Annotated in this window: 23 protein-coding genes and 1 pseudogene; 16 read left to right on the top strand and 8 right to left on the bottom strand. The window is 73.1% G+C overall.

Annotation, left to right across the window (positions count from 1 at the left end; all coding sequences use genetic code 11):
* Positions 1 to 5: 5 nt before the first annotated feature.
* Positions 6 to 941, bottom strand: coding sequence for a deoxyribose-phosphate aldolase (gene deoC, locus ABT297_RS21650; RefSeq protein WP_350552357.1), 936 nt, complete (start codon positions 939 to 941; stop codon positions 6 to 8).
* Positions 942 to 966: 25 nt separating this feature from the next.
* Here deoC and upp point away from each other — a divergent pair, with 25 nt between their 5' ends.
* Together upp and ABT297_RS21640 are read left to right on the top strand one after the other, a co-directional pair.
* The gene (gene upp, locus ABT297_RS21645) at positions 967 to 1,614 is read left to right on the top strand and encodes a uracil phosphoribosyltransferase (protein ID WP_350552354.1); all 648 of its coding nucleotides are present in this window, start codon (positions 967 to 969) and stop codon (positions 1,612 to 1,614) included.
* An 89-nt stretch (positions 1,615 to 1,703) separates the two neighbouring features.
* A complete protein-coding gene (locus tag ABT297_RS21640) occupies positions 1,704 to 2,852 on the top strand; it encodes a glycoside hydrolase family 26 protein (protein WP_350552350.1) in 1,149 nt (382 codons plus the stop codon).
* A gap of 3 nt (positions 2,853 to 2,855) precedes the next feature.
* Here the strand turns inward: ABT297_RS21640 and ABT297_RS21635 are convergent, their stop codons facing one another.
* On the bottom strand, positions 2,856 to 4,487 hold the full coding sequence (locus ABT297_RS21635) for a phospho-sugar mutase (RefSeq protein ID WP_350552348.1): 1,632 nt from the start codon (positions 4,485 to 4,487) through the stop codon (positions 2,856 to 2,858).
* A gap of 18 nt (positions 4,488 to 4,505) precedes the next feature.
* On the bottom strand, positions 4,506 to 6,458 hold the full coding sequence (locus tag ABT297_RS21630) for a serine/threonine-protein kinase (RefSeq protein WP_502885612.1): 1,953 nt from the start codon (positions 6,456 to 6,458) through the stop codon (positions 4,506 to 4,508).
* Positions 6,459 to 7,089: 631 nt separating this feature from the next.
* Between ABT297_RS21630 and ABT297_RS21625 the strand changes: the two genes are divergently transcribed.
* Positions 7,090 to 8,400 (top strand): amidohydrolase, encoded by a 1,311-nt coding sequence (locus tag ABT297_RS21625; protein WP_350552344.1) that lies wholly within the window; start codon positions 7,090 to 7,092, stop codon positions 8,398 to 8,400.
* A 181-nt stretch (positions 8,401 to 8,581) separates the two neighbouring features.
* Positions 8,582 to 8,794: a hypothetical protein gene (locus tag ABT297_RS21620; protein WP_350552342.1), complete on the top strand. Its 213-nt coding sequence runs from the start codon at positions 8,582 to 8,584 to the stop codon at positions 8,792 to 8,794.
* Here ABT297_RS21620 and ABT297_RS21615 read toward each other — a convergent pair whose 3' ends face one another.
* On the bottom strand, positions 8,795 to 10,009 hold the full coding sequence (locus tag ABT297_RS21615) for a DUF4349 domain-containing protein (RefSeq protein ID WP_350552340.1): 1,215 nt from the start codon (positions 10,007 to 10,009) through the stop codon (positions 8,795 to 8,797). It abuts the gene before it with no gap.
* 114 nt (positions 10,010 to 10,123) lie between these two features.
* On the opposite strand from ABT297_RS21615, the gene ABT297_RS21610 reads away from it, so the two are divergent.
* From ABT297_RS21610 to ABT297_RS21595, 4 genes are all read left to right on the top strand, one after another.
* The gene (locus tag ABT297_RS21610; protein WP_350552338.1) at positions 10,124 to 10,756 is read left to right on the top strand and encodes an MBL fold metallo-hydrolase; all 633 of its coding nucleotides are present in this window, start codon (positions 10,124 to 10,126) and stop codon (positions 10,754 to 10,756) included.
* 9 nt (positions 10,757 to 10,765) lie between these two features.
* Positions 10,766 to 11,566 (top strand): hypothetical protein, encoded by an 801-nt coding sequence (locus tag ABT297_RS21605; RefSeq protein WP_350552335.1) that lies wholly within the window; start codon positions 10,766 to 10,768, stop codon positions 11,564 to 11,566.
* Positions 11,567 to 11,648: 82 nt separating this feature from the next.
* The gene (locus ABT297_RS21600; RefSeq protein WP_350552332.1) at positions 11,649 to 12,398 is read left to right on the top strand and encodes an SCO6745 family protein; all 750 of its coding nucleotides are present in this window, start codon (positions 11,649 to 11,651) and stop codon (positions 12,396 to 12,398) included.
* A 20-nt stretch (positions 12,399 to 12,418) separates the two neighbouring features.
* A complete protein-coding gene (locus ABT297_RS21595) occupies positions 12,419 to 13,396 on the top strand; it encodes a GNAT family N-acetyltransferase (RefSeq protein WP_350552329.1) in 978 nt (325 codons plus the stop codon).
* A gap of 42 nt (positions 13,397 to 13,438) precedes the next feature.
* Here ABT297_RS21595 and ABT297_RS21590 read toward each other — a convergent pair whose 3' ends face one another.
* Positions 13,439 to 13,894 carry a gamma-glutamylcyclotransferase family protein gene (locus ABT297_RS21590; protein ID WP_350552326.1) on the bottom strand — a complete coding sequence of 152 codons (456 nt, stop codon included), beginning with the start codon at positions 13,892 to 13,894 and terminating at the stop codon, positions 13,439 to 13,441.
* 175 nt (positions 13,895 to 14,069) lie between these two features.
* Between ABT297_RS21590 and ABT297_RS21585 the strand changes: the two genes are divergently transcribed.
* Entirely contained in the window at positions 14,070 to 15,482 is a 1,413-nt protein-coding gene (locus ABT297_RS21585; protein ID WP_502885611.1) for an NAD(P)H-quinone dehydrogenase, read from the top strand.
* A 5-nt stretch (positions 15,483 to 15,487) separates the two neighbouring features.
* Here the strand turns inward: ABT297_RS21585 and ABT297_RS21580 are convergent, their stop codons facing one another.
* On the bottom strand, positions 15,488 to 16,003 hold the full coding sequence (locus tag ABT297_RS21580) for a 2'-5' RNA ligase family protein (RefSeq protein WP_350552320.1): 516 nt from the start codon (positions 16,001 to 16,003) through the stop codon (positions 15,488 to 15,490).
* Positions 16,003 to 16,815, bottom strand: a complete 813-nt coding sequence (locus ABT297_RS21575) for an Fpg/Nei family DNA glycosylase (protein ID WP_350552317.1) — start codon at positions 16,813 to 16,815, stop codon at positions 16,003 to 16,005. The genes ABT297_RS21580 and ABT297_RS21575 overlap by 1 nt, the downstream gene beginning before the upstream one ends.
* 199 nt (positions 16,816 to 17,014) lie before the next feature.
* Between ABT297_RS21575 and thrS the strand changes: the two genes are divergently transcribed.
* The 7 genes and pseudogenes from thrS to ABT297_RS21540 all read left to right on the top strand — a co-directional run bounded on the left by thrS (position 17,015) and on the right by ABT297_RS21540 (position 22,514).
* Positions 17,015 to 18,229 carry a threonine--tRNA ligase gene (gene thrS, locus ABT297_RS21570; protein ID WP_350552314.1) on the top strand — a complete coding sequence of 405 codons (1,215 nt, stop codon included), beginning with the start codon at positions 17,015 to 17,017 and terminating at the stop codon, positions 18,227 to 18,229.
* A 21-nt stretch (positions 18,230 to 18,250) separates the two neighbouring features.
* Positions 18,251 to 18,567, top strand: a pseudogene (locus ABT297_RS21565) (BTAD domain-containing putative transcriptional regulator).
* Entirely contained in the window at positions 18,564 to 18,779 is a 216-nt protein-coding gene (locus tag ABT297_RS21560; RefSeq protein WP_350552312.1) for a hypothetical protein, read from the top strand. The pseudogene ABT297_RS21565 and the gene ABT297_RS21560 overlap by 4 nt, the downstream one beginning before the upstream one ends.
* Entirely contained in the window at positions 18,776 to 19,123 is a 348-nt protein-coding gene (locus ABT297_RS21555) for a S26 family signal peptidase (RefSeq protein WP_350552309.1), read from the top strand. Before ABT297_RS21560 ends, ABT297_RS21555 begins: the two co-directional genes overlap by 4 nt.
* A gap of 53 nt (positions 19,124 to 19,176) precedes the next feature.
* The gene (locus ABT297_RS21550) at positions 19,177 to 21,933 is read left to right on the top strand and encodes an FtsX-like permease family protein (RefSeq protein ID WP_350552305.1); all 2,757 of its coding nucleotides are present in this window, start codon (positions 19,177 to 19,179) and stop codon (positions 21,931 to 21,933) included.
* Between the two features lie 20 nt (positions 21,934 to 21,953).
* Positions 21,954 to 22,091, top strand: coding sequence for a hypothetical protein (locus ABT297_RS21545; protein ID WP_350552302.1), 138 nt, complete (start codon positions 21,954 to 21,956; stop codon positions 22,089 to 22,091).
* 81 nt (positions 22,092 to 22,172) lie between these two features.
* Entirely contained in the window at positions 22,173 to 22,514 is a 342-nt protein-coding gene (locus ABT297_RS21540; protein ID WP_350552299.1) for a YbjQ family protein, read from the top strand.
* Positions 22,515 to 22,529: 15 nt separating this feature from the next.
* Here ABT297_RS21540 and ABT297_RS21535 read toward each other — a convergent pair whose 3' ends face one another.
* Positions 22,530 to 24,290, bottom strand: a complete 1,761-nt coding sequence (locus ABT297_RS21535; RefSeq protein WP_350552296.1) for an acetyl/propionyl/methylcrotonyl-CoA carboxylase subunit alpha — start codon at positions 24,288 to 24,290, stop codon at positions 22,530 to 22,532.
* Positions 24,291 to 24,374 lie beyond the last annotated feature (84 nt).

Raw genomic sequence — 24,374 nt, 5'->3', positions numbered from 1 at the left:
GTGGCCTAGTCGAGGGTGAAGTAGTCGGGGCCGCTGTAGCGGCCGGTCGCAAGCTTCGTGCGCTGCATCAGCAGGTCGTTGAGCAGCGTGGACGCGCCGAAGCGGAACAGGTCCGGGTCGAGCCAGTCCGGTCCGGCGGTCTCGTTGACCAGCACGAGGTACTTGATGGCGTCCTTGGCGGTCCGGATGCCCCCGGCGGGCTTCACGCCGACGATCCGGCCCGTCTCGGCGCGGAAGTCGCGGACCGCCTCCAGCATCACCAGCGTCACCGGCAGCGTGGCCGCGGGCTGCACCTTGCCGGTCGAGGTCTTGATGAAGTCGGCGCCGGCCAGCATCGCCAGCCAGGAGGCGCGGCGCACGTTGTCGAGCGTCGCCAGCTCGCCGGTCTCCAGGATGACCTTGAGGTGCGCGCCGCCGCAGGCCTCCTTGACCGCGGCGATCTCGTCGTGGACCTCGGCGTAGCGGCCGGCCAGGAACGCGCCGCGGGAGATCACCATGTCGATCTCGTCCGCGCCGTCGGCGACCGCAGCCCGGGTGTCGGCGAGCTTGACCGCCAGCGGCGCCTGGCCGGACGGGAACGCGGTCGCGACGCTGGCCAGGTGCACTCCCGTGCCGCGCAGCGCCTCGGCGGCGACCCGGATCATCGCCGGATACACACAGACGGCGGCGGCGCTCGGACAGGTGGCGTCGGCGGGGTCCGGCCGGACCGCCTTGGCGCACAGGGCGCGCACCTTGCCGGGGGTGTCCGAGCCCTCCAGCGTCGTCAGGTCGACCATGCGGATCGCCAGGTCGAGGGCTTGGGCCTTGGCCGTCGTCTTGATGGACCGGGTGCCCAGCATCGCGGCGCGTTGCTCGGCGCCGACCTGGTCGACTCCCGGCAGGCCGTGCAGGAAGGTTCGCAGAGCGCCTTGTGAGCGCGCGACCTCAGCGGTGAGGGTCATGTGGAAAATATTAGGCTGTCCGTTCGTGGACGTACTCGTGGTGGATCACCCGCTGGCCAAGTCGCGACTGACCGCGATGCGCGACGAACGCACCGACAACGGGGCCTTCCGCGCCGCGCTGCACGAGCTCACGACGATGCTGGTGTACGAGGCGGCGCGGTCCTTCGCCACCGAGCAGTTCCCGGTCAAGACGCCCGTCGCGGTCGCCGAGGGCACCCGCCTGGCCAACCCGCCGCTGCTCCTGCCCGTGCTGCGGGCCGGGCTGGGCATGGCCGACTCGGCGCTGGCGCTGTTGCCCGAGTCGTCCATGGGCTTCGTGGGGCTCGCGCGCGACGAGAGCACCTTCGAGCCGCGCGCCTACATGGAGTCGCTGCCGCGCGACCTGTCCGGCATCCCGGTGCTGGTGCTCGACCCGATGCTCGCCACCGGCGGGTCCCTGGAGCACTGCGTGCGGCTGCTCGTGGACCGCGGTGCGAGCGACATCACGGTGCTGTGCGTGCTCGCCGCGCCGGCCGGCATCGAGCGGCTGGCCGCCTCCGGGCTGCCGATGCGCCTGGTCACCGCCGCGATCGACGAGCGGCTCAACGAGCACATGTTCATCGTGCCGGGCCTCGGCGACGCGGGCGACCGCCAGTTCGGCGGCATGCCCCGCTTCGGCGGCGACAAATCTTAGCGGCCGCTTAAATCGCGTCGCCGAAACGAGGGATCCGCCGCCCCTCGGGCTTGAACGGGTGAACGGGCCCCGGATTACGTTGGCCCGCGATGAGAAGAAATTTGCTCCTGGTCGCCGCGGCCGTCGTCGGGCTGGTCGGCTCCGGTGCGATCGCGTCGACGGCCCACGGGCCATCGGGGCCGTCAGGGTCGACCGGGCCGGCCCAGCGAGCGGTGGTGGCCGCCGAGCCGAACGACGCCGGCCAGGGAACCGACGCCCGCCAAGGACTGGGCCGGGCCCCGAGCCCGGCCGTATCCGCGAGCACCGCCGAGCGGCAGCGCCGTTGCGTGGTCGACGCCAAGCTCGTGCCCACGTGCGGGCTGCTGTGGGGGGTGGCGCCGGGTGCGCTCACGGATCTCTCCGCGACCCGGGCCCTGGACAACTTCGAGAGCACGACCGGGCGGCCGGCCGACGTCGTGCATTCCTACCATCGCGGTGACGAGGTCTTCCCGACCGCGGAGGAGATCGCCGCGGTACGAACGCCGAAACGGATCCTGTTCGCCAACTGGAAGGTCGCCTGGGGCACGACCTGGGCCGACGTCGCCGCCGGGGGACAGGACGCCCGCATCGACCGGGCGGCCGCGCGGCTGAAGGCGTTTCCGGGCACGTTGTTCCTCGCGGTGCACCACGAGCCCGAGAACGATGTGCGCAGCGGCGGCGGCATGACGGCCCGGGACTACGCCGCGATGTTCCGCCACACGGTCCAGCGGCTGCGCGCCGACGGCGTCACCAACGTGGTGTTCGTGCTCGTGTACATGGCGTACGAGCCGTGGTGCGTGAAGGACTGGTTCGCCGATCTCTACCCCGGCGACGACGTCGTCGACTGGATCGGCATGGACCCGTACCTGTATGCCCGGCCCGGCGGCTACGGCCACGGCGACTTCGCGTATCTGGTGAACCACACCTCGAATCCCGCCCGATGGCCCGGCTTCTACTCCTGGGTGACCCGCGAGCACGGCGACAAGCCGCTGATGGTCGCCGAATGGGGCGTGTACGAGCACGCCCCCGACCCGGCGCGGAAGGCCTGGATCTACTCCACCGTCGCGCAGCAGATCGGCCGCTTCCCGGCGATCCGGGCACTGGTCTACTTCGACTCGCCGAACGCGCCGAAGGGCGACACCCGCCCCGACTCGTCGCAACCGGCGCTCGCCGAGTTTCGCAAGCTCGCCGGTTCGGGGCTGTTCTCCGTGACGCTCTAGTTGCTACTTCAGGCCCAGCGCGGTCGCCGTCTCGGTGCGCAGGGCGGCCAGCCCGGCGGCGGCGCGCTCGCGGGCGCCCGGGAGGTCGGCCGGGTCCGCGACCGGCTCGACGACCTCGAGGTACGCCTTCAGCTTCGGCTCGGTGCCCGACGGGCGCACCACGACCCGGGTGGTGCCGGCGCGCAGGATCAGCACGTCGGCGTCGGGCAGCCGGTCCTCGATCGAGGTCACCGCCTCGTCGAGCAGGTCGGCCGGCGGGCGGGCCCGGATCGTGGCCATCATCTCCGCGATCTCGCCCAGGTCCGCGACCCGGACCGAGAGCTGGTCGGTGGCGTGCACGCCGTAGCGCAGCGCCAGCTCGTCGAGCCGGTCGCCGAGCGTGCGCAGTTCCGCCCGGAGCCCGGCGGCGAGCTCGCAGACCAGCAGCGCGGCGGTGATGCCGTCCTTGTCGCGGACCATGTCCGGGGCCACGCAGTAGCCCAGCGCCTCCTCGTAGCCATACCCGAGGTCGTCCCCGGCCCGCACGATCCACTTGAAGCCGGTCAGCGTCTCGCCGTACGCCAGGCCCCGGTCCTCGCACATACGCGAGAGCAGGCTGGAGGACACGATCGTGGTCGCGTAGCGGCCCCGCACCCCGCGCCGCATGAGGTGGTCGGCGAGCAGCACGCCGACCTCGTCGCCGCGCAGCTGTTGCCACCCCCCGTCGCGTGCGAAGGCCACGGCGCACCGGTCGGCGTCGGGGTCGTTGGCGATCGCGATGTCGGCGCGCTCGCGGGCGGCGAGCGCCAGCAGCAGGTCCATCGCGCCCGGTTCCTCGGGGTTGGGGAACGCCACGGTGGGGAAGTCCGGGTCCGGCTCGGCCTGCTCGGCGACGACGAACGGCGCAGGATACCCCGCCGCGGCCAGCGTCGCGGCGAAGACCTCCCGGCCGACGCCGTGCAAGGGCGTGTACGCCACGGCCAGCTCGCGCGGCACCTCGGGGTCCACGACGCCGAGCGCGGCGTCGATGTACTCCCGCACGATGTCCTCGGTCAGCACCTCGCCGGGCGACCCCAGCGGTACTTCGGCGAGCGGGCCGACCTCGCGGATCGCGCGCTCGATCCCGGCGTCGGCCGGCGGGACCAGCTGGGCGCCGTCGGCCAGGTACACCTTGTAGCCGTTGTCCTGCGGCGGGTTGTGGCTGGCGGTGACCATCACACCGGCGGCCGCGCCCCGGCGGCGGACCGCGAACGCGAGCACCGGCGTCGGCAGGGGCCGCGGCATCAGCAGGGCGCGGCGCCCGGCGCCGGTGGCGACCCGGGCCGTCTCCATCGCGAATGCGTGCGACCCGTGCCGGGCGTCGTAGCCGATGACCAGGGGCCGGTCGTCCGGCCCGGCCTGCTGCGCGGCGAGCCAGCGCACCAGGCCGGCCGCGGCGGCGCGGACCACGGCGAGGTTCATGCCGTTGGGCCCGGCGCGCAGCGGGCCGCGCAGGCCGGCGGTGCCGAACCTGAGCGGCCCAGCGAAGCGGTCGGCCAGCTCGGAGGGATCGTCCAGCACGGCCCGCAGCTCGTCCCGGCTCGCCGGATCGGGGTCGTCGGCGAGCCAGGCCTCGGCCGCCGCGCGCAGGGACAGATCACGCTCCGTGGAGGTCATCTGGACTTCTTAACACGGTCACGGGCCGGTCGACGGCACAGTCAGCTTGAACGATCGGACCATCTCGTCGAAGATCGCCTTGCTCTCGGTGAACCGGGAGTCGGGCACGGTGACGAAGAAGTGGTACGCCTTGCCGTTGACCACGACGGCGTTCCACAGCGCGTGACGCTGCTTCTCGTCGGCGCCGCAGGTGTACTCCAGCACCGCCGCCGCCTGCCCGTCGAGCTTGTCCTCGGTCATGTCGACCCGGTTGTACGGCGGCTCGCAATTGGCCGGCATGGACTTGAGCCGGTTCTCGGCGCCTTCGAGGAAGGCCCGGGGGCTGGCCGAGGCCTTCTCGATGTTGACGCGGATCTTCCGGTTGCCGTCCGACGGGTCGATGATGTCGAAGTAGGGCGCGTTGGCGTTGCCCAGCTTGGTGGTCTTCCAGCCCTTCGGGATGTTGACCGTGATGCCGCCAGGGTGCGTGAACGCCTCCACCTCGAACGTGGGCTTCGCCGGAGTGCTGGAGGCCGAGCCGGTCGGCTGCCGTCCCTGCTGGCCGCCGCCGTCGCCGGAGAAGAGCCCGGTCGCCGCGCCGACGCCGAGGAACAGCACCACCACGAGGCCGGCCGCCACGGCGATCTTGGCCCACTTCGGCGCCGCCTTCGCCCGGCCGATCAGCTGCTGACCCACGCCGCCCTGGTGCGGCGGTGCGGGCGGCGGGCCCTGGGTCCAGTCGTCCTGGGTGTACTCGGGCGCATACGCGTTGTAGTTGTCCGCGCCGGTGCGCTCCAGGTTGGCCTCGTTCGGGGCGGCCGGGTTGGCAGGGGCGGGCCCGTCGGAGTGCATCCGCCGCATCGCACCGCTGACGGTCTCGCCCGGGGCGATCATGGCCCGGCCGCCGATCTGGCCGGTCGGCTGCTGTGGGTGGACCATCGTCGGCTGCTGCGCCGGGCGGACCACCGCGTAGGGGTCCGTCATGTGCGCCGGCGCGTTGCTGGCCAGCGGACCGGCGAGCAGGTCGCGCAGCACCGCGCGGGCGGTCTCCACGTTCCAGCGGCGGTTCGGGTCCTTCTCCAACAGGCCATAGAGCACGCCCGCCAGCGGGCCCGCGCGCATCGACTGCGCCGGGGGCTCCTCGACGACGGCGCGCATGGTCTCGAACGGGTCGCGCCGGTCGAACGGCGGGCGGCCCTCCACGGCGGTGTACAGCGTCACACCCAGCGAGAACAGGTCGCTCGGCGGGCCGAACTTGGCGCCGATCGCCCGCTCGGGGGAGATGAAGTGCGGGGAGCCGAGCACCATGCCGGGGGTGGTCAGCTCGCTGTCGGTGGGCATCCGGGCCACGCCGAAGTCGGTGAGCACGCAGCGGCCGTCGCCGCAGATGAGCACGTTGGCCGGCTTGACGTCGCGGTGCAGCACGCCGGCGGCGTGGGCCACCTCGAGCGCGCCGAGCAGGGCGATGCCGATCTTGGCGACCGCCCGGGCGGCCAGGGGGCCGTCCTCGACGATCATCTCGGCGAGGCTGCGGGCCTGCAGGAGCTCCATGACGATCCACGGCCGGCCGGCCTCGGTGACGACGTCATACACCTGCACGACCGACGGGTGTGACAGCGCCGCCGCCGCGCGGGCCTCGCGCAGGGTCCGCTGATACATCGAGTCGCGGTCGCTGGGGGCCAGGCCGGGCGGGAGGATCACCTCCTTCACCGCCACGTCGCGGCGCAGCAGCGTGTCGCTGGCGCGCCACACGGTGCCCATGCCGCCATGTCCGATCGCCGTGCGCAGTGCGTAGCGCCCGCCGATCACCACGCCGGGCGCGGCGCGCTGCCCCGGCACCGGGAGCGCGGCCGAGCCCGGTTCGCGTGGTTCCCGAGCGGGTCCGTTGGAGGGAGAGTCGGGGCCGCGCGCAGGATCGCGCCCGGCACCGGCCGAGGCCAGAGCGCCGGTGGGTGGCTGGGGCTCACCATGCCACGTCGGAAGCTGAGTCACAGGCAGTAAACCGTCATGGGAGGGGGAGGGTTGACTTCTCGCCCCACTATCTTGCGTGCTCGTGCTCGGTTAAGAAAGGTGGGGTCCGCTCCTTCACCGTACCGTGACCCGCGACCGACCGACCGTGCCGATCTTGTCGTACCACGGACCGTCGCAGGATTGAATTCGTTCATCCGGGGAACCTGGACGGCCGGGTGAAGCGTCTACGCAGGTAACGGAAACCTCGGCGGAACATCGGCGAACTGGGTTTCCTGGATTTTCGAATGACACCGCCGATAGTCGGACGAGCGGTGCGTCGCCAGGTACCGGGTCCGTGCCACTCTGCGACGTCTGTCGTCACTGTGCGTCATCCGGTGGCGACCGTTTCATGGACGCCACTGTGAATAGTTATCGCGACACCACGTGACCGTGGCGCCTGTCACCCGTTATAGGAGGTGAGGGGTACGTGTCTGGGGCTGAAGCCGCCATCCCGTCCGTGCCTGCTGTTTCGCGCCTCAACGAGGGTCTGAGTGACGCTCAGCTATATCAACATCACGAGAATGATGTTGCGCTCCGTCACCTTGACCCGGTTAGTCTGTCCATGGCACGCATGAGGCGGGCCGCTCCATTAGACCGAAATAGAGAACTCACCGTGACGAGAGCGCTGACGCTGCCCGAGAACGCCGCCACCGTGGCGCGACCGGTCGGCAAGTTGACGTCGTCCAAAACCGAACGACTGTCCGAGGGCTGGCCCGAGACACCGCCCGGAGCCGATCCGCTGCCCGGCCAGCTCGACCGCTGGCTGGCGTCCCGCGGTGCCGAGCTCGTAGCGATCCGTCGTCACATTCACGCGCACCCGGAGCTGTCCGGCCAGGAGTTCGAGACCGCCGCGCTGGTCGCCCGCGAGCTGACGCGCGCCGGCCTGTCCCCGCGCATGCTGCCCAAGGGCAACGGCGTCATTTGTGACATCGGCTACGGCGAGCGCGTCATCGCGCTGCGCGCCGATCTCGACGCGCTGCCGCTGCCCGACACCAAGGACGTGCCCTACCGCTCCACCGTGGACAACGTCTGCCACGCCTGCGGCCACGATGTGCACACCACCATCCTGCTCGGCGTCGGGCTCGCTCTGGCCCAGCTGGCCGAGCGCGACGAGCTGCCCGGCCGGGTCCGGCTGCTGTTCCAGCCGGCCGAGGAGACCATGCCGTCCGGCGCGCCGGAGGTGATCGCCGCCGGCGGGCTCAAGGACGTCGCCGCGATCTTCGCGCTGCACTGCGCGCCGCACCTGCCAGTCGGCCTGGTCGGCGTGCGCTCCGGGCCGTTCACGGCGGCCGCCGACAAGATCGAGGTCCGGCTGACCGGGCGCGGCGGGCACACCGCCCGGCCGCACCTGACCGCCGACCTCGTGCACGCGCTCGGCCGCATCCTCGTCGACGTGCCGTCGCTGCTGGACCGCAAGCTCGACGCGCGGGCCGGGGTGTCGATGGTGTGGGGCGCGGTGCGGGCCGGCGAGGCCGCCAACGCCATCCCGATCGAGGGGATGGCGCGGGGCACGATCCGCGTCCTGAGCCGCGACGCCTGGCGCGACGTGCCGGAGCTGGTCACCAAGCTGGTCCACGACGTCATCGCGCCGACCGGCGCCGACGTCGAGGTCACCTACACCCGCGGCGTCCCGCCGGTGGTCAACGACCGGCTCGCCACCGCGGTCATCGCCGGGGCGGCCGGCGCGGCGCTGGGCCCCGACCGCGTGGTCGAGGCCGAGATCAGCATGGGCGGCGAGGACTTCGCGTTCTACCTCGACAGCGTGCCCGGCTCGATGATCCGCCTCGGCGTCGGGGTGCCCGGCGCGGAGGCCAAGTTCGACATCCACCAGTCCGCGTTCGACGTCGACGAGCGCGCGATCGGCCACGGGGTGCGGGTCATGGTGCACACCGCCCTCGCCGCGCTGAGCGCCGGCGCGTTCTAGCGCCTGGTTCATAGCTGGGGTGGTAGCGAGGCGGAGTCCAGATTTCGTCTGGTGGTGGCCCGCGGGAGCCAGGCTACCGGTGTTGTAACCGGGCTTGCGCGGGACGCCGCCAGGCGGAATCTAGCCCCGCCTCGGCTTTGAAACGGGCCTTCAAGGTTTCAGACGGCTCGGACGCGGCGCGGTGCTGGAGCAGGTCGGCGCCGTACTGGCCCGGCCCCCTGCGGAGCCGGGCCAGCACACCCCCCGTTGGGCCAACCTGTGGCGGAACACCGATCCCATCGGCGGACCGGTGGCCGCCGACCCGCCGGGCTTCGACATTCCGCCCGGCGACACGGCGTTGCCCAGGTTGACGGTGATTCCGGCTATCAGTTGCGGCCGGAGTTCGGTGCGGTGATCAGCGGGCTGATGCAGAGCCTGACGACCCGTCGTCCTCAGACTGCGGCCGGTGCGGGGCCGCAGTCTCAGGTGCCCGCTCAGGATGGGCCTCTGCCCCTTCCGCCGCGTCCGAAACCGGCCCATCGCCAGCTTCCTTCTCAGCCGGTGTCGCGACGGGCGGTGCCGAGACTGGGGGCTGTTGCGGCGGGATCCAGCGTCCACCCTGCGGCGGCATCGGCCGGGCGGGCTGCTGCGTGGGCTGCTGCGTGGGAGGGCCCGGGAACGCTGGCACGGCCGGCGCCGTGGGCACGGCCGGGGCCGGGTGCGCCCTGCGGTACCGCCGCAGCAGCCAGACGATCAGGTAGATCGGGCCGCCGACGAACACGATCCAGGGCAGCAGCCAGCCGAGCACCGTCAGCGCGACCCGCAGCGAGGCCACGAACGCGCCCCAGCCGTTGCGCAGGCCGACCACGATGCCGGTCTCCTCCTTGGACACCGCCGGCGCCTCCGGGCCGTGCAGCATCAGCGTGATGGTCGACAGCGCGGTCAGCCCGTCCAGCCGCCGCTTGCGGGCCTGCAGCGACTCGAGGTCGGACTCGCGCCGGGACAGCTCCGACTCCAGCGACGTGATCTCCCCGATCGTCTGAGCCTTCGCCATGAGCGCGCGGATCCGATCGACGCTGGCCTGCGCCGTCTTCAGTCGCGATTCGACATCGGCCACCTGGTCGGTGACATCCTGGGCCGAGACCTGCCGGCTCTTCTCCTCGCCGTCGACGATGCCCTTGAGCTGGTCGAGCGTGGTCTGGAACTTGGCCGCCGGCACCCGCAGCGTCAGCGTGGCGGTCGATCTCTGCCCGTTGATCTGCCGGTTGTCGCCGCCGACGAAGCCGCCCGCGCCGGTGGTGAGCGCGATGGCCTGCGCCGCGGCCGCGTTGACGTCCTTCACCTGTACCGTCATCGTGCCCGAGTAGATGATCGACCGGATCTCCGCGTCGAGGTTGTCCGGCGCCTTCTGCTGACCCTCCTGCGGCTTGTCCTGGGCCTGCGCCGGGCCCGGCACCCGCTCCTGTGCCGGTCCGGCACCGGCGCCGCCGGCGGCCGGCGCGACCTGCTCGGCGCGGTCCGGCATGCTGCTGGAGCTCGAGTCGTTGCCGTTGGCGCCGCATCCGCTCAGTGCGAGGACCAGCGCGCTGGCGGCCGCCGCGACGAACACGGTGGTGCGCCTGACTGACATGATGCCTCCTGGGTAGGGTCGATCCGGAAGCCGGAACTGCCACCTCGGACGCGGGCCGGTGGGGCTCCGGTTCCATCCGCTCGGGTCACGGTTCTGCCACGAGGAGGTCACCGGATGCGCATCACGAAGTACACCCACGCCTGTCTGCGCCTGGAGCACGGCGGCGGCGTGCTGGTGATCGACCCCGGCATGTTCAGTGAGCCCGAGGCGCTGGAGGGCGCCGATGCCGTGCTCATCACCCACGAGCACATGGACCACGTCGACCTCGACAAGCTGCGCGCCGCGGCGGCCAAGCAGCCCGCGCTGACCGTGCACACCCACCCCGACGTCGAGGCGCAGCTGACCGACCTGGACGCCGACATCTTCGCCGTCAACCCCGGCGACACGTTCGTCGCGGCCGGCATGACCGTGCGCGCCCACGGCGGCCGGCACGCGGTCGTCCACCCCGACATCCCGCGTATCGTCAACCTCGGGTTCGCGATCGAGGCCCCGTTCGGGACGATCTACCACCCGGGCGACTCGTTCTCCGTGCCGGACGAGGAGATCGCGACGCTGTTCGTGCCGGTCTCGGCGCCGTGGCTCAAGCTCTCCGAGGCGATCGACTTCGCCCGCGCGGTCAAGCCGGAGCGCGCCTTCGCCCTGCACGACAGCCTGCTCATGGAGGCGGGCCAGCAGATGGTCACCGGACACATGACGCGCCTGTCCGGCACGCAGTACACGCGGCTCGAGCCGGGCAGCTCCATATAACTTGCCCGTATGGAAGACGCCCTCGCCGCCGTCACCGCCCGCCTCTACTCTGCGCCGCCCGAGGACTTCATCGCGCTGCGGGGCGAGGAGACCGCCAAGGCCCGGCAGGCGCGCGACACCGCGCTGGCCGCCGCGATCGGGAAGCTGCGCAAGCCGACGGTCGCGGCGTGGCTGGTCAACCGGCTCGCCCACGAGCGGCCGGACCTGGTCGCGGAGCTGCTCGAGCTCGCCGAGGAGCTGCGCGCCGCCCAGCGGGAGTTGCGCGGCGCGGACCTGCGGGAGCTGTCGGTGCGTCGCCGGGCCACCGTCGCCGCGCTGGCCCGCGAGGCCGTGCGGCTGGCCGGACCGGAGCGCGGCAACCCGCCGGTCGCCGAGGTCGAGGCCACGTTCGCCGCGGCGCTCGCCGATGCGGAGGTGGCCGCGGCGGTACGCGAGGGGCGCCTGACGAAGGCGCTGGAGTACACCGGCTTCGGCGAGACCCCGCGCCCGAACCTGCGCCTGGTCCAGGGCTCCGGGCCGGGCGGCGGCACCTCGACCGTGACCCCGGTCCGTTCGGCGCCGGACGAGAGCGAGCGGGAGCGGCGGGCCGAGGCGCGCCGCCGCGAGGAGGAGCGCCGCCGCGCCGAGGAGGAGCACGCCCGGGTGGTGAAGCAGGCGCGCCGGGAGCTCATGACCGCGCTGCAGCAGCTCTCCGACGCCGAGACCGCCAAGGCCGAGGCCGAGCGCGCGGTCGCCGCCGCCGGCAAGGCCATCCGGCAGGCCGAGAAGCGGGTCAAACTCGCCCAGGATGCCTTGGCCGACCTCGGCTGAACCGTTTGTGCGTTCGCGCGCACGGTTACTCCTCGAACGAATGCCTTCACCGTGATCCGGGCGGCAGGGCAGAATGATCCGGGTGACTCCCGAGCAGGCGGCCGCGGCGGCGAAGCAGGCGGTGCTGGTCCTGGGCGGCGCGTTCAGCGACGACCCGAAGACCATGCGCCGCGCCCGCCAGATCGGCCTGACCGGGTGGGCCTTCTACGTCGCCGGCCGGGGCGGCGCGCTGGGCGACGTCCGCGCCGACACCGTCGCCGCCGCGCTGGGCTTCATCGCGCCGGAGGCCGTCCAGGACGGCTGGGACGCCGCGCGCAAGGTCGCGGCGCCCGAGCGGATCGCCGCCGACAACCTCGACGAGTGCTGCCGCTGGGGCCGCGAGCACCTCGAGAGTTTCTACGCCCTGCCGAAGCTCGTCGAGCTCGCCGAGCGGGTCGTGGTCAGCGCCGAGACGGCCGGGATGCCCCTGTTCGCGGCCTGGCGCGCGATGCCGCTGCCCGACGACTCCCCGGGCGCCCGCGCCGCGGTCCTGGCCCACCTGCTGCGCGAGCACCGCGGCGCCGCGCACCTGCTGGCCATCCGCGCCAGCGGCCTGAGCCCGCTGGAGGCCATCATCTCCGGCCCCGAGGGCGAGGCCGAGGCCACCGCGTTCGGCTGGCAGCCGCCGTTTCCCGCCTTCGAGCCGCTGGTACGCCGGCGCAGCTGGGCCGAGGCCCTGACCGACCGCATCGCCGGCGAGGCGTTCCGGGCACTGGCCCCGACCGAGCGCGACGAGCTCGTCAACCTCCTCGACGCCGCCGTGGTCTCGGTGAAGGAAGCCCTGCCGTCCTGAGTCCTTCTGGGGTCCTCATCGTGGAGCTGACGGGTTTACCGGGCTGGACCGTGCGGGGATGCACGCTGCGCGACGTGGCCGCGATCCTGTCCGTCACGCGCGCGAGCGACGTCGCCGCGCTCGGCGAGCCGGACTGGACCGAGGACGAGGTCGTGGCGACGCTCACCGCGCCCAACCAGGTTCCGGCGGTCGACTCGTGGCTCGCGTCAGGCCCCGGCGGGGAGCCGCTCGCGTGGGCCTATGTGGACAATCCCGAGCGCGGCGCGCGGGACAACGTGGAGGTCTACGCGGTGCCGGGGCGCGGCGCCGCGGCCTACGGCCCGCTGCTCGACTTGGCCCTGGAGCGGGTCGCCGCACGCGCCCGCGAGGCCGGCCACGCGGAGGTCACCCTGCGCGCGGGGGCGGTCGCGAGCGAGTCGGCGTATATCGACGCGCTGACCTCGCGCGGCTTCGGGTTCCGCAAGCGTCACGCACGGATGACGCGGCCGCTGACTCCAGGCGATCGCCCGCCACACCTTCTCGCGGCGGGAGATCGCCTGCTCGTTCGCGTGGTGCGGGCCGGTGACGAGGCCGAGATGCGGCGGTTCCACGGGGTGCTGCAGGCGGCATTCGCGGACACGCCGGACTTCCAGCCGGTGCCGTATGAGGCGTGGCGCGAGTCGCTCGCCGCCCTGCCGTCGATCAGCTGGGACGAGTGGCTGGTCGCCGAGGTCTCCGGCCGGGTCGTCGGCGTGCTGCAGTCCGCGGACCAGGGGGTGGAGCGCGGCGAGGGATGGGTGAAGAACCTCGCCGTGCTGCGCGAGCACCGAAAGGAGGGCATCGGCGGCGCGCTGCTGCGGTCGGCGTTCTCGATCTACGCCGCCAAGGGACGCGCCACCGCCGGCCTGGGCGTCGACCTGACCAACCCGACCGGGGCGCACCGGTTGTACGCCGGCCTCGGCATGACCGTCGCCTTCGCGGCCGACATGTTCGAGCGGACGGTCACCGCCCCGCGGTAGCCCACCACGACCCACGGCGCGCGGTACGCCATGGGTGGGCGGTTATGGCATCGCTGTCTTCGTCGGGCGGGAGCGCAGGGCGTCCAGGTAGTCGGCGGGGGCACCGGCCTTGGCGGCGGCGTTGGCGATCTCGGCCAGATACCACGCGGTGGGCAGGCCGCCCTCGTAGCCGTTGAACACGTAGACCCACGCGGTCTCTTCGCCGTCCAGGGTCGCCACCCGCAGGTGCAGCTTCCGGTAGGTGCCGGCTAGGGCGCCCTCTACCTCGTCCAGCTGCTTCTCGTCGTTGGGGTGCACGTCGTACAGCGCGACGAATACCCGATCGCCCGGCGACTCGACGATCGTCGTGACCGAGCCCTCCCAGCCTAGGACTTCTTCCCCGGCGAAGGTCAGGCGCCAGCCCTCGAGCCAGCCGGTCCCGATCATCGGCGAGTACGGACAGTAGGCCCGCATGCGGGCAGGGTCCAGGTTCGAGCCATACGCGGCGTAATGACGCACGGCGATGACGATAAACCCGACCGGGTGCGCGAGAGAATACTGCCGAGCGTGTCGTCTTCAGATCCACCCGTCGGCGGGGCGTACGCCGTTCGGACGGGGGCGGGTCCGGGGGACCCGCCGGGCGAGGGAGAATACGTCGGACGGGGGAGAACAGGGCAGTGGTAGCCGAGGAGGGGTGGCTGGCGTGGGCCGGATCGTGATCATCGGAGGTGGGCCGGCGGGCTACGAGGCAGCCCTGGTCGCCGCACAGCTGGACGCCCAGGTGACCGTGATCGAGGCCGAAGGCGCAGGTGGCGCCTGTGTGCTGCACGACTGCGTGCCCTCGAAGACCTTCATCGCCAGCTCGTCTGTCGTCACGGCGCACCTCGACACGGAGGCGTTCGGGGTGATCGGGCCCGCCGGGCCCGACGTGCGGGTGGACGGGCCCGCGGTACACAAGCGGGTCAAAAGGCTTGCGACGGCACAATCCAGCGATATCAACGCCAAACTGGTCAAGGCCGGCGTTGAGTTCGTCACCGGCACAGCGAGCCTCGGAGAGGATACGCTCGGTCACACTCACGCGGTGCGGGTCACGCCGGCCAACGGTGACGCTCCGTATGTGATTGCCGCCTCGATTGTGCTGATCGCCACCGGTGCGACGCCCCGGGTGCTGCCGACCGCGACGCCCGACGGCGAGCGGATCCTCGACTGGCGCCAGGTGTACGACCTGCCGCAGCTGCCCGAGCGCCTCATCGTGGTGGGCTCCGGCGTGACGGGGGCCGAGTTCGCGTCGGCGTATCTGGCGATGGGCGTCGACGTGACGCTCGTCTCGAGCCGCGACCGCGTCATGCCGCACGAGGACCCCGACGCCGCCATGGCGATCGAGCGCGTCTTCCGCACCCGCGGCATGACGATCCTCAACAACTCCCGCGCGGCCGCCGCCCGGCGCACCGCCGACGGCGTCGTGGTCGAGCTGGCCGACGGGCGGTCGGTCGAGGGCTCGCACGTCCTGATGTGTGTCGGTTCGGTACCGCAGACCTCGGCGCTCGGCCTCGGCGAGTACGGCGTCGAGGTGGCGCCCGGCGGCTATGTCACGGTCGACCGGGTCTCGCGCACCAACGTCCCCGGCATCTACGCCGCCGGCGACTGCACCGGCCTGCTCCCGCTGGCCAGCGTCGCCGCTATGCAGGGCCGCATCGCGATGTGGCACGCGCTCGGGGAGGCGGTGGCCCCGCTGAAGCTGCGCACGGTCGCCGCGAACGTCTTCACCGACCCGGAGCTGGCATCGGTCGGCATCACGCAGTCCGACATCGACAGCGGCCGGGTGCCGGCCCGCGCGCTGATGCTGCCCCTGGCCGGCAACGCGAGGGCCAAGATGGACGGCCTGGACGATGGCTTTGTGAAGATCTTCTGCCGCCCGGCGTCCGGCCTGGTGGTCGGCGGCGTCGTGGTGTCCCCGAAGGCGAGCGAGCTGATCATGCCGATCGCGATGGCGGTGGAGAACCACCTGAGCGTCGACCAGCTCGCGCACACGATCACGATCTACCCGTCGATCTCGGGCTCGATCGCCGAGGCCGCGCGCCAGCTGATGCAGCACGACGAGGACTGAGGACGCTAGAGGATCTCGCGGTAGATGTCGCGGGCGTAGTCGGCGACGGCCGCCCGCGTCACCGTGGCCTCGATCGGCAGGGACTCCAGGCAGCGGCGCAGGGTCTCGGTGAGCAGCGGGCGCGGGACGCGCATGGACACGGTGGAGTGGGGGATCCACTCGCCGGGGGTGTACAGCGGCAGCGACTCGATGCCGGCCGCGTCCAGCAGGCGCCACACCCGGGTCTGGTGCTCGACCAGCTCCGGGGTCGGGGCGGGGCCGAGGAAGACCACGCGGCCGACGAAGACGCCCGCGTACTGGAAGTTGATCCGCAGCGGCTCCGCCACACGGATAGCAGCGAGCGTCTCGGCGACCGCCTCCGGGTCAAGCCGCCGGGCCACGGCCAGCGTCACGTGCGGGCGGTGCCGGCCGTCGTGCGGGGTGCGCAGCGACTGCACGCCCATCTCCTCCAGCTGGTCCCACAGCACGCGGATGCGGCGGGACGCGCGCTCGTCGAGGTACATCTCGACCGACGCGACCATCAGCGGGCCTTCTGGCAGCGCGGGCACCAGTAGGCGTTGCGCGCGTTGAGCACCGCGGTCCGCACGGGGCTGGTGCACACCAGACAGGGCTGGCCGGTGCGCCGGTAGACGTAGACCTCGCCGCCGTGCCGGTCGACGCGCGGCGCCCGGCCCATCGCCTCCGGCAGGTGTGCACTGTGGACGGTGTCGATCCGGCCCTCGGCGACGCCGGTGCGCATGAGGGCGCGCAGGTCCTGCCAGATGTCCTGCCAGCGGCGGCGGCTCAGCTTCGTGCCGGGGGTCGTCGGCGGCAGGCCGGCCCGGAACAGCGCCTCGGTGACGTAGATGAGGCCGGCGCCGGCGACGATCGACTGGTCCATGAGCAGCGCCATGAGCGGTCGGCCCGAGCTCTTGATGACACGGTACGCCCGGTCGCCGTCGCTGCCCTCGTCGAGCGGGTCGGGGCCGAGCCTGGCGTGCAGGGCCTCCAGCCGCGCGGGGTCGAGCAACTCGCACGCGGCGGGGCCGCGCAGGTCCAGCCAGTGCTGGTCGTCGGCCATCCGCATGCGAATCTCGCCGACCGGCGCGGGGGCGGGGCCGTCGCCGTCGCTGAACTTGCCGTAAAGCCCCAGATGGACGTGGACCGTCTCGCCGCCGGCGTAGTGATGGAACAGGTGCTTGCCGTGGGCCGAGGTGTCCTCGAGCACCCGCCCGTCGACGCGTCGCGCGTCCGCAGCGAAGCGGCCCTGCGGGCTGCAGACGGCGACCGCGCGGCCGGCGAAGAGTTTGCGGTGCCGCTCGGCGAGGCGGTGGATGGTGTGACCTTCGGGCACGCGAGCATTTATACCTGCTTCGTTCGCGGGCGCGGAGTTACACTGGTGTCGTGAGTCGCAGCGCACTGTCCACGACGACGCCGGGTCTTCCCCGGCGGCGCTGACCGACGTTCAGCTTTGCTCCGGGGCGATGCGCTCCGGAGCTTTTTCATGTCCCGAGCCGCGCGCTCCCGGGGTCCCGACCCATCGAGGAGCCGTCATGAAGGATCACCGCCGGCTCGGGCGCGAGCTCGAGCTGTTCCACTCCGACCCGCTGGTCGGCGCCGGGCTGCCGCTGTGGCTGCCCCGGGGTGCGGCCGCGCGCCGCGCCGTCGAGGACTATCTGCTCGACCTGGAGCGCCGCCACGGATACCGGCACGTCTACTCGCCGCCGCTGGCCAAGGCCGAGCTGTACTACAGATCCGGCCACCTTCCGCACTACGCCGACGACATGTTCCCGCCGATGTCGCTCGGTGACAGCGCCGATGACGCGTTCGTGCTGCGGCCGAGCCTGTGCCCGCACCACGCGGTGGTGTTCGCCGCGCGCGGGCGCTCCTACCGCGAACTGCCGCTGCGCATCGGGGAGATCGGCGGGCAGTATCGCGCCGAGCGCTCCGGCGTGCTGGGCGGGCTTTCCCGGGTACGCGCGATCTCGCTCAACGACGGGCACGTCTTCTGCGCCGGGGATCAGGTTGAGACCGAGGTCGTGGCGGCGCTGGAGCTGATGCGGGAGGCGCACGCGGCGCTCGGCTTCGTCCCCTCCTCGTGGCGGCTGTCGCTGCGCGGCAGTGAGGACAAGTACGTCGACGATCCGCCGATGTGGGAGCGCGCGACCGCGGTGCTGCGCCGCGCGCTGGAGTCGGTCGGCGTGCCGTACCAGGAGGCGCCGGGCGAGGCGGCGTTCTACGGCCCGAAGATCGACATTCAGCTGCTCGACCACGCCGGCCGGGAGAGCACCCTCGCGACCGTCCAGGTGGACTACTTCCAGCCGGCCCGGTTCGAGTTGTCCTACGTGGACGCCGATGGCTCGCGGAAGCGGCCGGTCATGGTGCACCGCAGCGCGGCCGGGAGCATGGAGCGGCTGTTCGCCCACCTCATCGAGGTGCACGACGGTGCGTTTCCGGCCTGGTACGCGCCGGTGCAGCTGGAGGTGCTCCCGGTCGGCGAGGCCGCCGTGCGCGGGTTCGCCGACCGCTGCCGGGCGCTGGGGCTGCGCGTCGAGGAGTCGTACGCCGGGAGCCTCGCCGCCCGCATCCGCGACGCCTCGGTGCGCAGGGTGCCGTTCGTGGCCGTGATCGGCGCGAACGAGCTCGCCGCCGGCACCGTCTCGCTGCGCTCGCGCGACGGCGCGGTCGAGGCGCTCCCGGTGCCGGACGCGCTGGACCGGCTGGCCGCCGCCTGCCGGCCGCCACGCCCGGACCGGATCGGGCGCTAACGGGGCCGGCCGTTCGCCGACGTGCCGGCGCCGGCGATCGAGGCGGCGGCGCTGCGGCTGGCGGAGCGGCGGCTCGCCGCCGTGGAGGACAAGGCCGAGGCCGACCTCACGCTGGGCCGCTGCCGGCTGGTGCTGCGCGACCTCGCCGACGTCCTGGAGGAGCATCCGTCCGCGACCGGCTGCGCGAGCTGCAGATGATCTCGCTGCTCCGGCTGAACCGCCCCGGCGACGCCATCGCCACCTACCCCGACTGGCGCCGGCTGCTGGGCCGGGAGCTCGGCGTCGAGCCGGCACCGCACCTGCAGCGGCTGGCCGCGGCGATCGGGCGGAGGACGTGACCGGCTGGGCCGCCGGGCTGCTGGCGGCCGCGACGGCCGGGCTGGGCGTGCTGCTGGCGCGGCGGCTGCTGCTCGTGGTAAAGGTGCGCGGGCACAGCACGGCGCCCACGCTGCCGCCGGGCGCCATGCTGTGCTGGTCCTGCGCGGGCGGGCGCTGGTCCGCACCGGGCGGGTGGTCGTGCTGCGGGGAGTGGAGGAGCAACCACCGATGACGCACCTCGTGAAGCGGATCGCGGCGCTGCCGGGTGACCCGGTCCCGCCGTCGGTCCTGCCCGCTGTCGGCGGCCGGCCGGGCGACGTCGTGCCGCCGGGCAAGCTGGTGGTGATCGGCGACGGGATCGCCAGCGCCGACTCGCGCCGCCCGGGCGGCCACGCCCGGCCACGCCACTGGGGCTATGCCACCCTGGATCGGGTGCTGGGCGTGATGACGCTGCGGGCGTCGGCCGCGGCCTTCGGCAGCAGCCTGCCGAGCAGCTGCGCATGGTTCCTCCTTCTTCTTCAGCGGCGCCCGGCCTCCGCACCGGGCGGTCGCCGATACGGTGCCGCGCGGCGCTAACGAGCCGCTAACGAACGTTTCCCGCCCGTCCGAGAGCCGCAGAGGTGCCGCGCATGATGTCGATGGTCTGGTCCCAGGTGCGCTTCCGGCGGGGCCGCTTCGCCGCCACCCTGCTGGCGGTGGCGATCGCGGTGGCGAGCTTCGCCCTGCTGGCGTCGGCCTCGCGCGGCTCGCAGGTGCGCGTCCAAGGCACGGTCGGCCGGAACTTCCGGCCGGTCTACGACCTGCTGGTGCGGGCCGACCCGGCGACGGACGCGACGGGCCGGGTCTCGTTCGACTCGGTGCTGAGCGCCGGCGGCGGCATCACGCTGGAGCAGTGGCGGCGCATCCAGGCGCTGCCCGGCGTCAGCGTGGCCGCCCCGGTCGCGACCGTCGGTTACGTGATGCGGACCGTCGCGGTCTCCGTCGACGTCGGCCCGTACCTCTCCCCGGACGCGCGGCGCCAGGTGCTGCGGGCCCGCCCGACCTGGACGTGGGACGCCGGGGCCAGCCGCCTCACCGACGGCTCCTCCTACCTCTATGTGACCGACGATCGCCTGGAGTTCGTGCCGGGCGACCGCATCACGGGCCGTGAGGTCTTCGAGGGCGACAACCTGCCGCGGGCGTCGTCGCTGCTGGAGATCGGGCCGGACGGCCGGCGCACCGGCGTCTGCGCCGACCTCACGCACGACGTCGGCACCGTGGACCCGCTGAGGCCCGACGCCCGGCAGGCCGTGAAGTGCTGGTCGCGCGACCCCGCGTCCACCGGCAACGCGAGCGACCATGCGCTGATCGACGTGCTCGTATCCGTACCGATGCTGATGGCGGCGATCGATCCGGAGCAGGAGGCGCGGCTCGACGGGCTCGATACGGCGCTCGTCTCGGGCTCCTATCTCGGATCGCCGGCGCCGGCGGGCACGGTCATGCCGGTACTGGCCGCGTCGCGGCCGCTCGTCGAGCAGCAGGCGACGGTCCGGATCGACCGCCTCGGCCCCACCGCGGGCGACGGCGTGGCGGCCGGCGCCTCGTTCGACAACCTCGTCGACGGCTACGAGGCCGACCCCGGCACGCCGGTCGGCACCGTGACGGTCCGCGGCGCCGACGCCTATCTGCAGGTGCTGCAGCAGCTGGCGCACCCGGCCGACACCACGCCCCCGGCGACGTGGATCGTCGGCGGCGAGCGGCCGACGACGATCGGGCAGCGGCTAGAGGACCCGATCCGGATCTTCTGGACGGCCGGTGCCCGCCGGCCCGCGCGGGTCGCACCGGACCCCGGTTGGACGGGCCTGTCCGCGAACGACGACCAGCCGTTCAACCCGCTGCCGCTGGAGTTGTCCGACACGTCGCTGCGGCCCGTCGCCGCCCACCCCTACGTCCCCGCCCCGGGCGAGCAGTACGGCCCGACCCAGCTGCGGGCCGTCGGCGTCTACGACCCGGCGAAGGTCGACGTCGGCCCGCCGCTCGCCGCGATGCCGGCCGACCTCTACAGCGACCCCGCGCTCGCGCCGGCCGCCGGCGGCGACCCGCTGCGGCCCTCGGCGAACTTCGCCGGCCCGGTCGCCGCCCGCCCGCAGCTGCTGACCACATTGGACGCGATGGCGGCGCTGTGGCGCCCGGCCTACGGCGCCGGCCTGAGCACCGCGGCGCCGATCGGCACGATCCGGGTCCGGCTGGCCGGCGCGCTCGGCCCCGACGCGCTGTCCCGGGAGCGGCTGCGCGCCGCCGCCGAGCTCATCAACCAGCAGACCGGCCTGCACGTCGACATCGCCGCCGGTGGCTCGGCCGCCGTGGTCCCGGCCGAGCTGGCCGCCGGCGCGCACGGCCGCCCCGCCCTGACGGTGCGCGATCCGTGGCTGCAGCCCGGTGTGGCCACCGTCGTCGTCTCCGCGATCGACCGCAAGAGCCTGCTGCTGGCCGGGCTGGTCCTCGTCACGTGCGTGCTGGCGGTGGCCAACGCGACGGGCGCGGCGGTGCGCACCCGCACCTCGGAGCTGGCCGTGCTGGCGTGCCTGGGCTGGCCCCGGCGCCGGCTGTTCGGCCTCGTGCTGGGGGAGTCGGCGCTCGTCGGGCTGGCCGCCGGCGTGGCCGGCACCGCGCTGGCCGCCGTGGCCGCGGTGCCGCTGTCGGTGCGGATCGTGCCGCGGTACCTCATGCTGGCCGCCCCCGCCGCGCTCGCGCTCGCGCTCCTCGTCGCGGTGGTGCCGGCCCTGCGGGCGACGCGTGCCGCGCCCGTCACCGCGGTCCGCCCCTCCTTCGCCCGGGTCCGCTCGCGCCGGGTGCCGCGCGGGATCGGCGGCCTGGCGTGGACCAACGCGCTGCGGGCGCCCGGCCGGACCGCGCTCGGCGCGCTGAGCCTGGCCCTCGGCGTCGCGGCGCTGACGCTGCTCGCCGTCGTCACCGCCGGCTTCCGGGGCAGCGTGACCGGGACGCTGCTCGGCGACGCGATCACGGTGCAGGTCCGGGCGACCGACTACGTCGCCACGGCGATCACGATCCTGCTCGGCGCGGTGACCGTCGGCGACGTGCTGTACGTCAACATCCGCGAGCGGGCCGCCGAGTTCGCGCTGCTCGGCGCCGTCGGCTGGGACGACGGCCGGCTGGTGCGGCTGGCCGGCTACGAGGCCGCCGTCCTCGGCGCGGCCGGCGGGCCGCTCGGCGCGGGCGCGGGGCTCGCGGTGGCGGCGTCGCTGGGCGCCGGGCTGCCGCCGGTCGGCTACGCGGTCGCCACCGGTGCGGCGCTGACCGGCCTGCTGGTCGCCGCCATCGCCGCGGTCGTGCCCGTCCGCCGGCTGCGCAACCTGCCGACCACCCGGCTGCTGGCCGAGGAGTGAATCACTCTCAGGAGGGGCAGGTGCTGCAGGTGCCGGCCGACGGCGGGCGGTCGCTGCTGCTGCAGATCGGCCCGGAGGCGCTCCTGCCGCTCGACGCGCTGCTACCGTTCGCGGCGTCGATCGGCGTGACCCCGGCCGCCCAGGCGAGCCATGGCTGAGGGGGCGAGCGCCAGGGTCAGATATCGGATGATTCAGACCAGATCGCCTCGAATTCGCATATATCTGCATACGATCATGCGGTGCTGGTAGTAACGACTGAGGGCCTCCCCGGTTACGAGATCACGACTGTGCTCGGGGAGGTCCTGGGGGTGGTCGCCACCTCGCGAAACCCGTTCGCCGCGGGCATCAGGTCCACGGAGGGCGGCCCGGGACAGGACATGTCCCAGTTCCTGGTACAGACAAGGTCCCGGGCGGTCGGTCAGATGGTCCAGGCCGCCGAACACCGCGGTGCGAACGCGATCGTCGGCATGCGCTTCGACCACCGCGACGTGACGAACACGTGGGTGGAACTGTGCGCCTACGGCACGGCGGTGGTCGCCGTTCCCCTGCACACAAGGACAGGAGCCCACGCCGCGGCATGAACGCGGGCGGGTGTGCTACTTCAGCTCGGTGATGACGGCGCCGGCCGCGACGACCTCGCCGACCGCGGCCTTCAGGCCGGTTACCACGCCGGCCTTATGCGCGTTGAGGGGCTGCTCCATCTTCATGGCCTCCAGGACGACGATGAGGTCGCCCTCGGCCACGGTGTCGCCCTCGGCGACCGCGATCTTCACGATCGTGCCCTGCATGGGGCTGGTCAGGGCGTCGCCGCCGGCCGCGGCCGCCTGCTTCTTCGATGCGGAGCGCTTGCGCGGGGCTGCCTGGGCGGGGGAGCCGGCCGCGCCGGGGAAGCCGCCGGTGGACAGGCCGGCGGGCAGGGTGACCTCGAGCCGCTTGCCGGCGACCTCGACCACGATCGTCTCGCGGCCGGTCGGCTCCTCGGCGGGCTGGGCCGCAGCGGCGAAGGCCGGCACGTCGTTGGCCCACTCGGTCTCGATCCAGCGGGTGTGCACGCGGAACGGCTCGTCGGTGAAGGCGGGGTCGCGTAGCACCTTGCGGTGGAACGGCAGCGCGGTGGCCATGCCCTCCACGACCATCTCGTCGAGGGCCCGCCGGGCGCGCTGGATGGCCTGCTCGCGGGTCTCGCCGACGACGATCACCTTGGCCAGCAGGGAGTCGAAGTTGCCGCCGATGACGCTGCCCGCCTCGATGCCGGTGTCGACCCGCACGCCGGGGCCGGTCGGCAGGGTGAGCGCGGTGACCGTGCCGGGCGCGGGCAGGAAGTTGCGGCCCGGGTCCTCGCCGTTGATGCGGAACTCGATCGCGTGCCCGCGCGGCGCGGGGTCGGCGTCGAAGCGCAGTTTCTCGCCGTCGGCAACGCGGAACTGTTCGCGCACCAGGTCGATGCCGGCGGTCTCCTCGCTGACCGGGTGCTCGACCTGCAGCCGGGTGTTGACCTCGAGGAAGGAGATGGTGCCGTCGTTGCCGACGAGATACTCGACGGTGCCGGCGCCGTGATAGCCCGCCTCCCGGCAGATGGCCTTGGCCGATTCGTGGATCTGCGCGCGCTGGGCGTCGGTGAGGAACGGCGCGGGCGCCTCCTCGACGAGCTTCTGGTGGCGCCGCTGTAGGGAGCAGTCGCGGGTGCCGACCACGATCACGTTGCCGTGCTGGTCGGCGAGGACCTGGGCCTCGACGTGGCGGGGCTGGTCGAGATAGCGCTCGACGAAGCACTCGCCGCGCCCGAACGCGGCCACGGCCTCGCGGGTGGCCGACTCGAACAGCGCCGGGATCTCCTCCAGCGTGCGGGCGACCTTCAGGCCGCGCCCGCCGCCGCCGAAGGCCGCCTTGATGGCGACCGGCAGTCCGTAGGTCTCGGCGAACGCGATGATCTCGGCGGCGTCGGCGACCGGCTCGGGCGTGCCCGGCACCAGCGGCGCGCCGGCGCGCTGGGCGATGTGCCGCGCGGTCACCTTGTCGCCGAGGTCGCGGATGGCCTGCGGGGCCGGGCCGATCCAGATGAGGCCGGCGTCGATGACCGCCTGGGCGAAGTCGGCGTTTTCCGACAGAAAGCCGTAGCCGGGATGCACCGCGTCGGCCCCGGACTTGGTCGCGGCGTCGATGAGCTTGTCCATACGCAGGTAGGAGTCGGCCGCGGTGTCGCCGCCGAGGGCATAGGCCTCGTCCGCCAGCCGTGCGTGCAGCGCTTCGCGGTCGGAGTCCGCATAGACGGCCACACTGCCCAGGCCGGCGTCGCGGCAGGCACGGATGACGCGGACCGCGATCTCGCCCCGGTTGGCGATGAGTACCTTGCGCACTGAACGCTCCCTCGGTCTTGCCCTCCGGCGCAGTCTAAGCCCAGGGTCCGGCACTTTCCGTTGCCAACAAAATCACTACCGGTC

The sequence above is a fragment of the Dactylosporangium sp. NPDC000555 genome (assembly GCF_040300025.1).
Taxonomy (GTDB): domain Bacteria; phylum Actinomycetota; class Actinomycetes; order Mycobacteriales; family Micromonosporaceae; genus Dactylosporangium.
This window is presented reverse-complemented; position numbering and strand designations above follow the sequence as displayed.

Excerpts from the sequence above, each read along its gene's own strand:
- deoC (WP_350552357.1), bottom strand. The coding sequence starts at position 941 with ATGACCCTCACCGCTGAGGTCGCGCGCTCACAAGGCGCTCTGCGAACC.
- ABT297_RS21640 (WP_350552350.1), top strand. The coding sequence starts at position 1,704 with ATGAGAAGAAATTTGCTCCTGGTCGCCGCGGCCGTCGTCGGGCTGGTC.
- ABT297_RS21635 (WP_350552348.1), bottom strand. The coding sequence starts at position 4,487 with ATGACCTCCACGGAGCGTGATCTGTCCCTGCGCGCGGCGGCCGAGGCC.
- ABT297_RS21615 (WP_350552340.1), bottom strand. The coding sequence starts at position 10,009 with ATGTCAGTCAGGCGCACCACCGTGTTCGTCGCGGCGGCCGCCAGCGCG.
- ABT297_RS21610 (WP_350552338.1), top strand. The coding sequence starts at position 10,124 with ATGCGCATCACGAAGTACACCCACGCCTGTCTGCGCCTGGAGCACGGC.
- ABT297_RS21605 (WP_350552335.1), top strand. The coding sequence starts at position 10,766 with ATGGAAGACGCCCTCGCCGCCGTCACCGCCCGCCTCTACTCTGCGCCG.
- ABT297_RS21580 (WP_350552320.1), bottom strand. The coding sequence starts at position 16,003 with ATGGTCGCGTCGGTCGAGATGTACCTCGACGAGCGCGCGTCCCGCCGC.
- thrS (WP_350552314.1), top strand. The coding sequence starts at position 17,015 with ATGAAGGATCACCGCCGGCTCGGGCGCGAGCTCGAGCTGTTCCACTCC.
- ABT297_RS21555 (WP_350552309.1), top strand. The coding sequence starts at position 18,776 with ATGACGCACCTCGTGAAGCGGATCGCGGCGCTGCCGGGTGACCCGGTC.
- ABT297_RS21550 (WP_350552305.1), top strand. The coding sequence starts at position 19,177 with ATGATGTCGATGGTCTGGTCCCAGGTGCGCTTCCGGCGGGGCCGCTTC.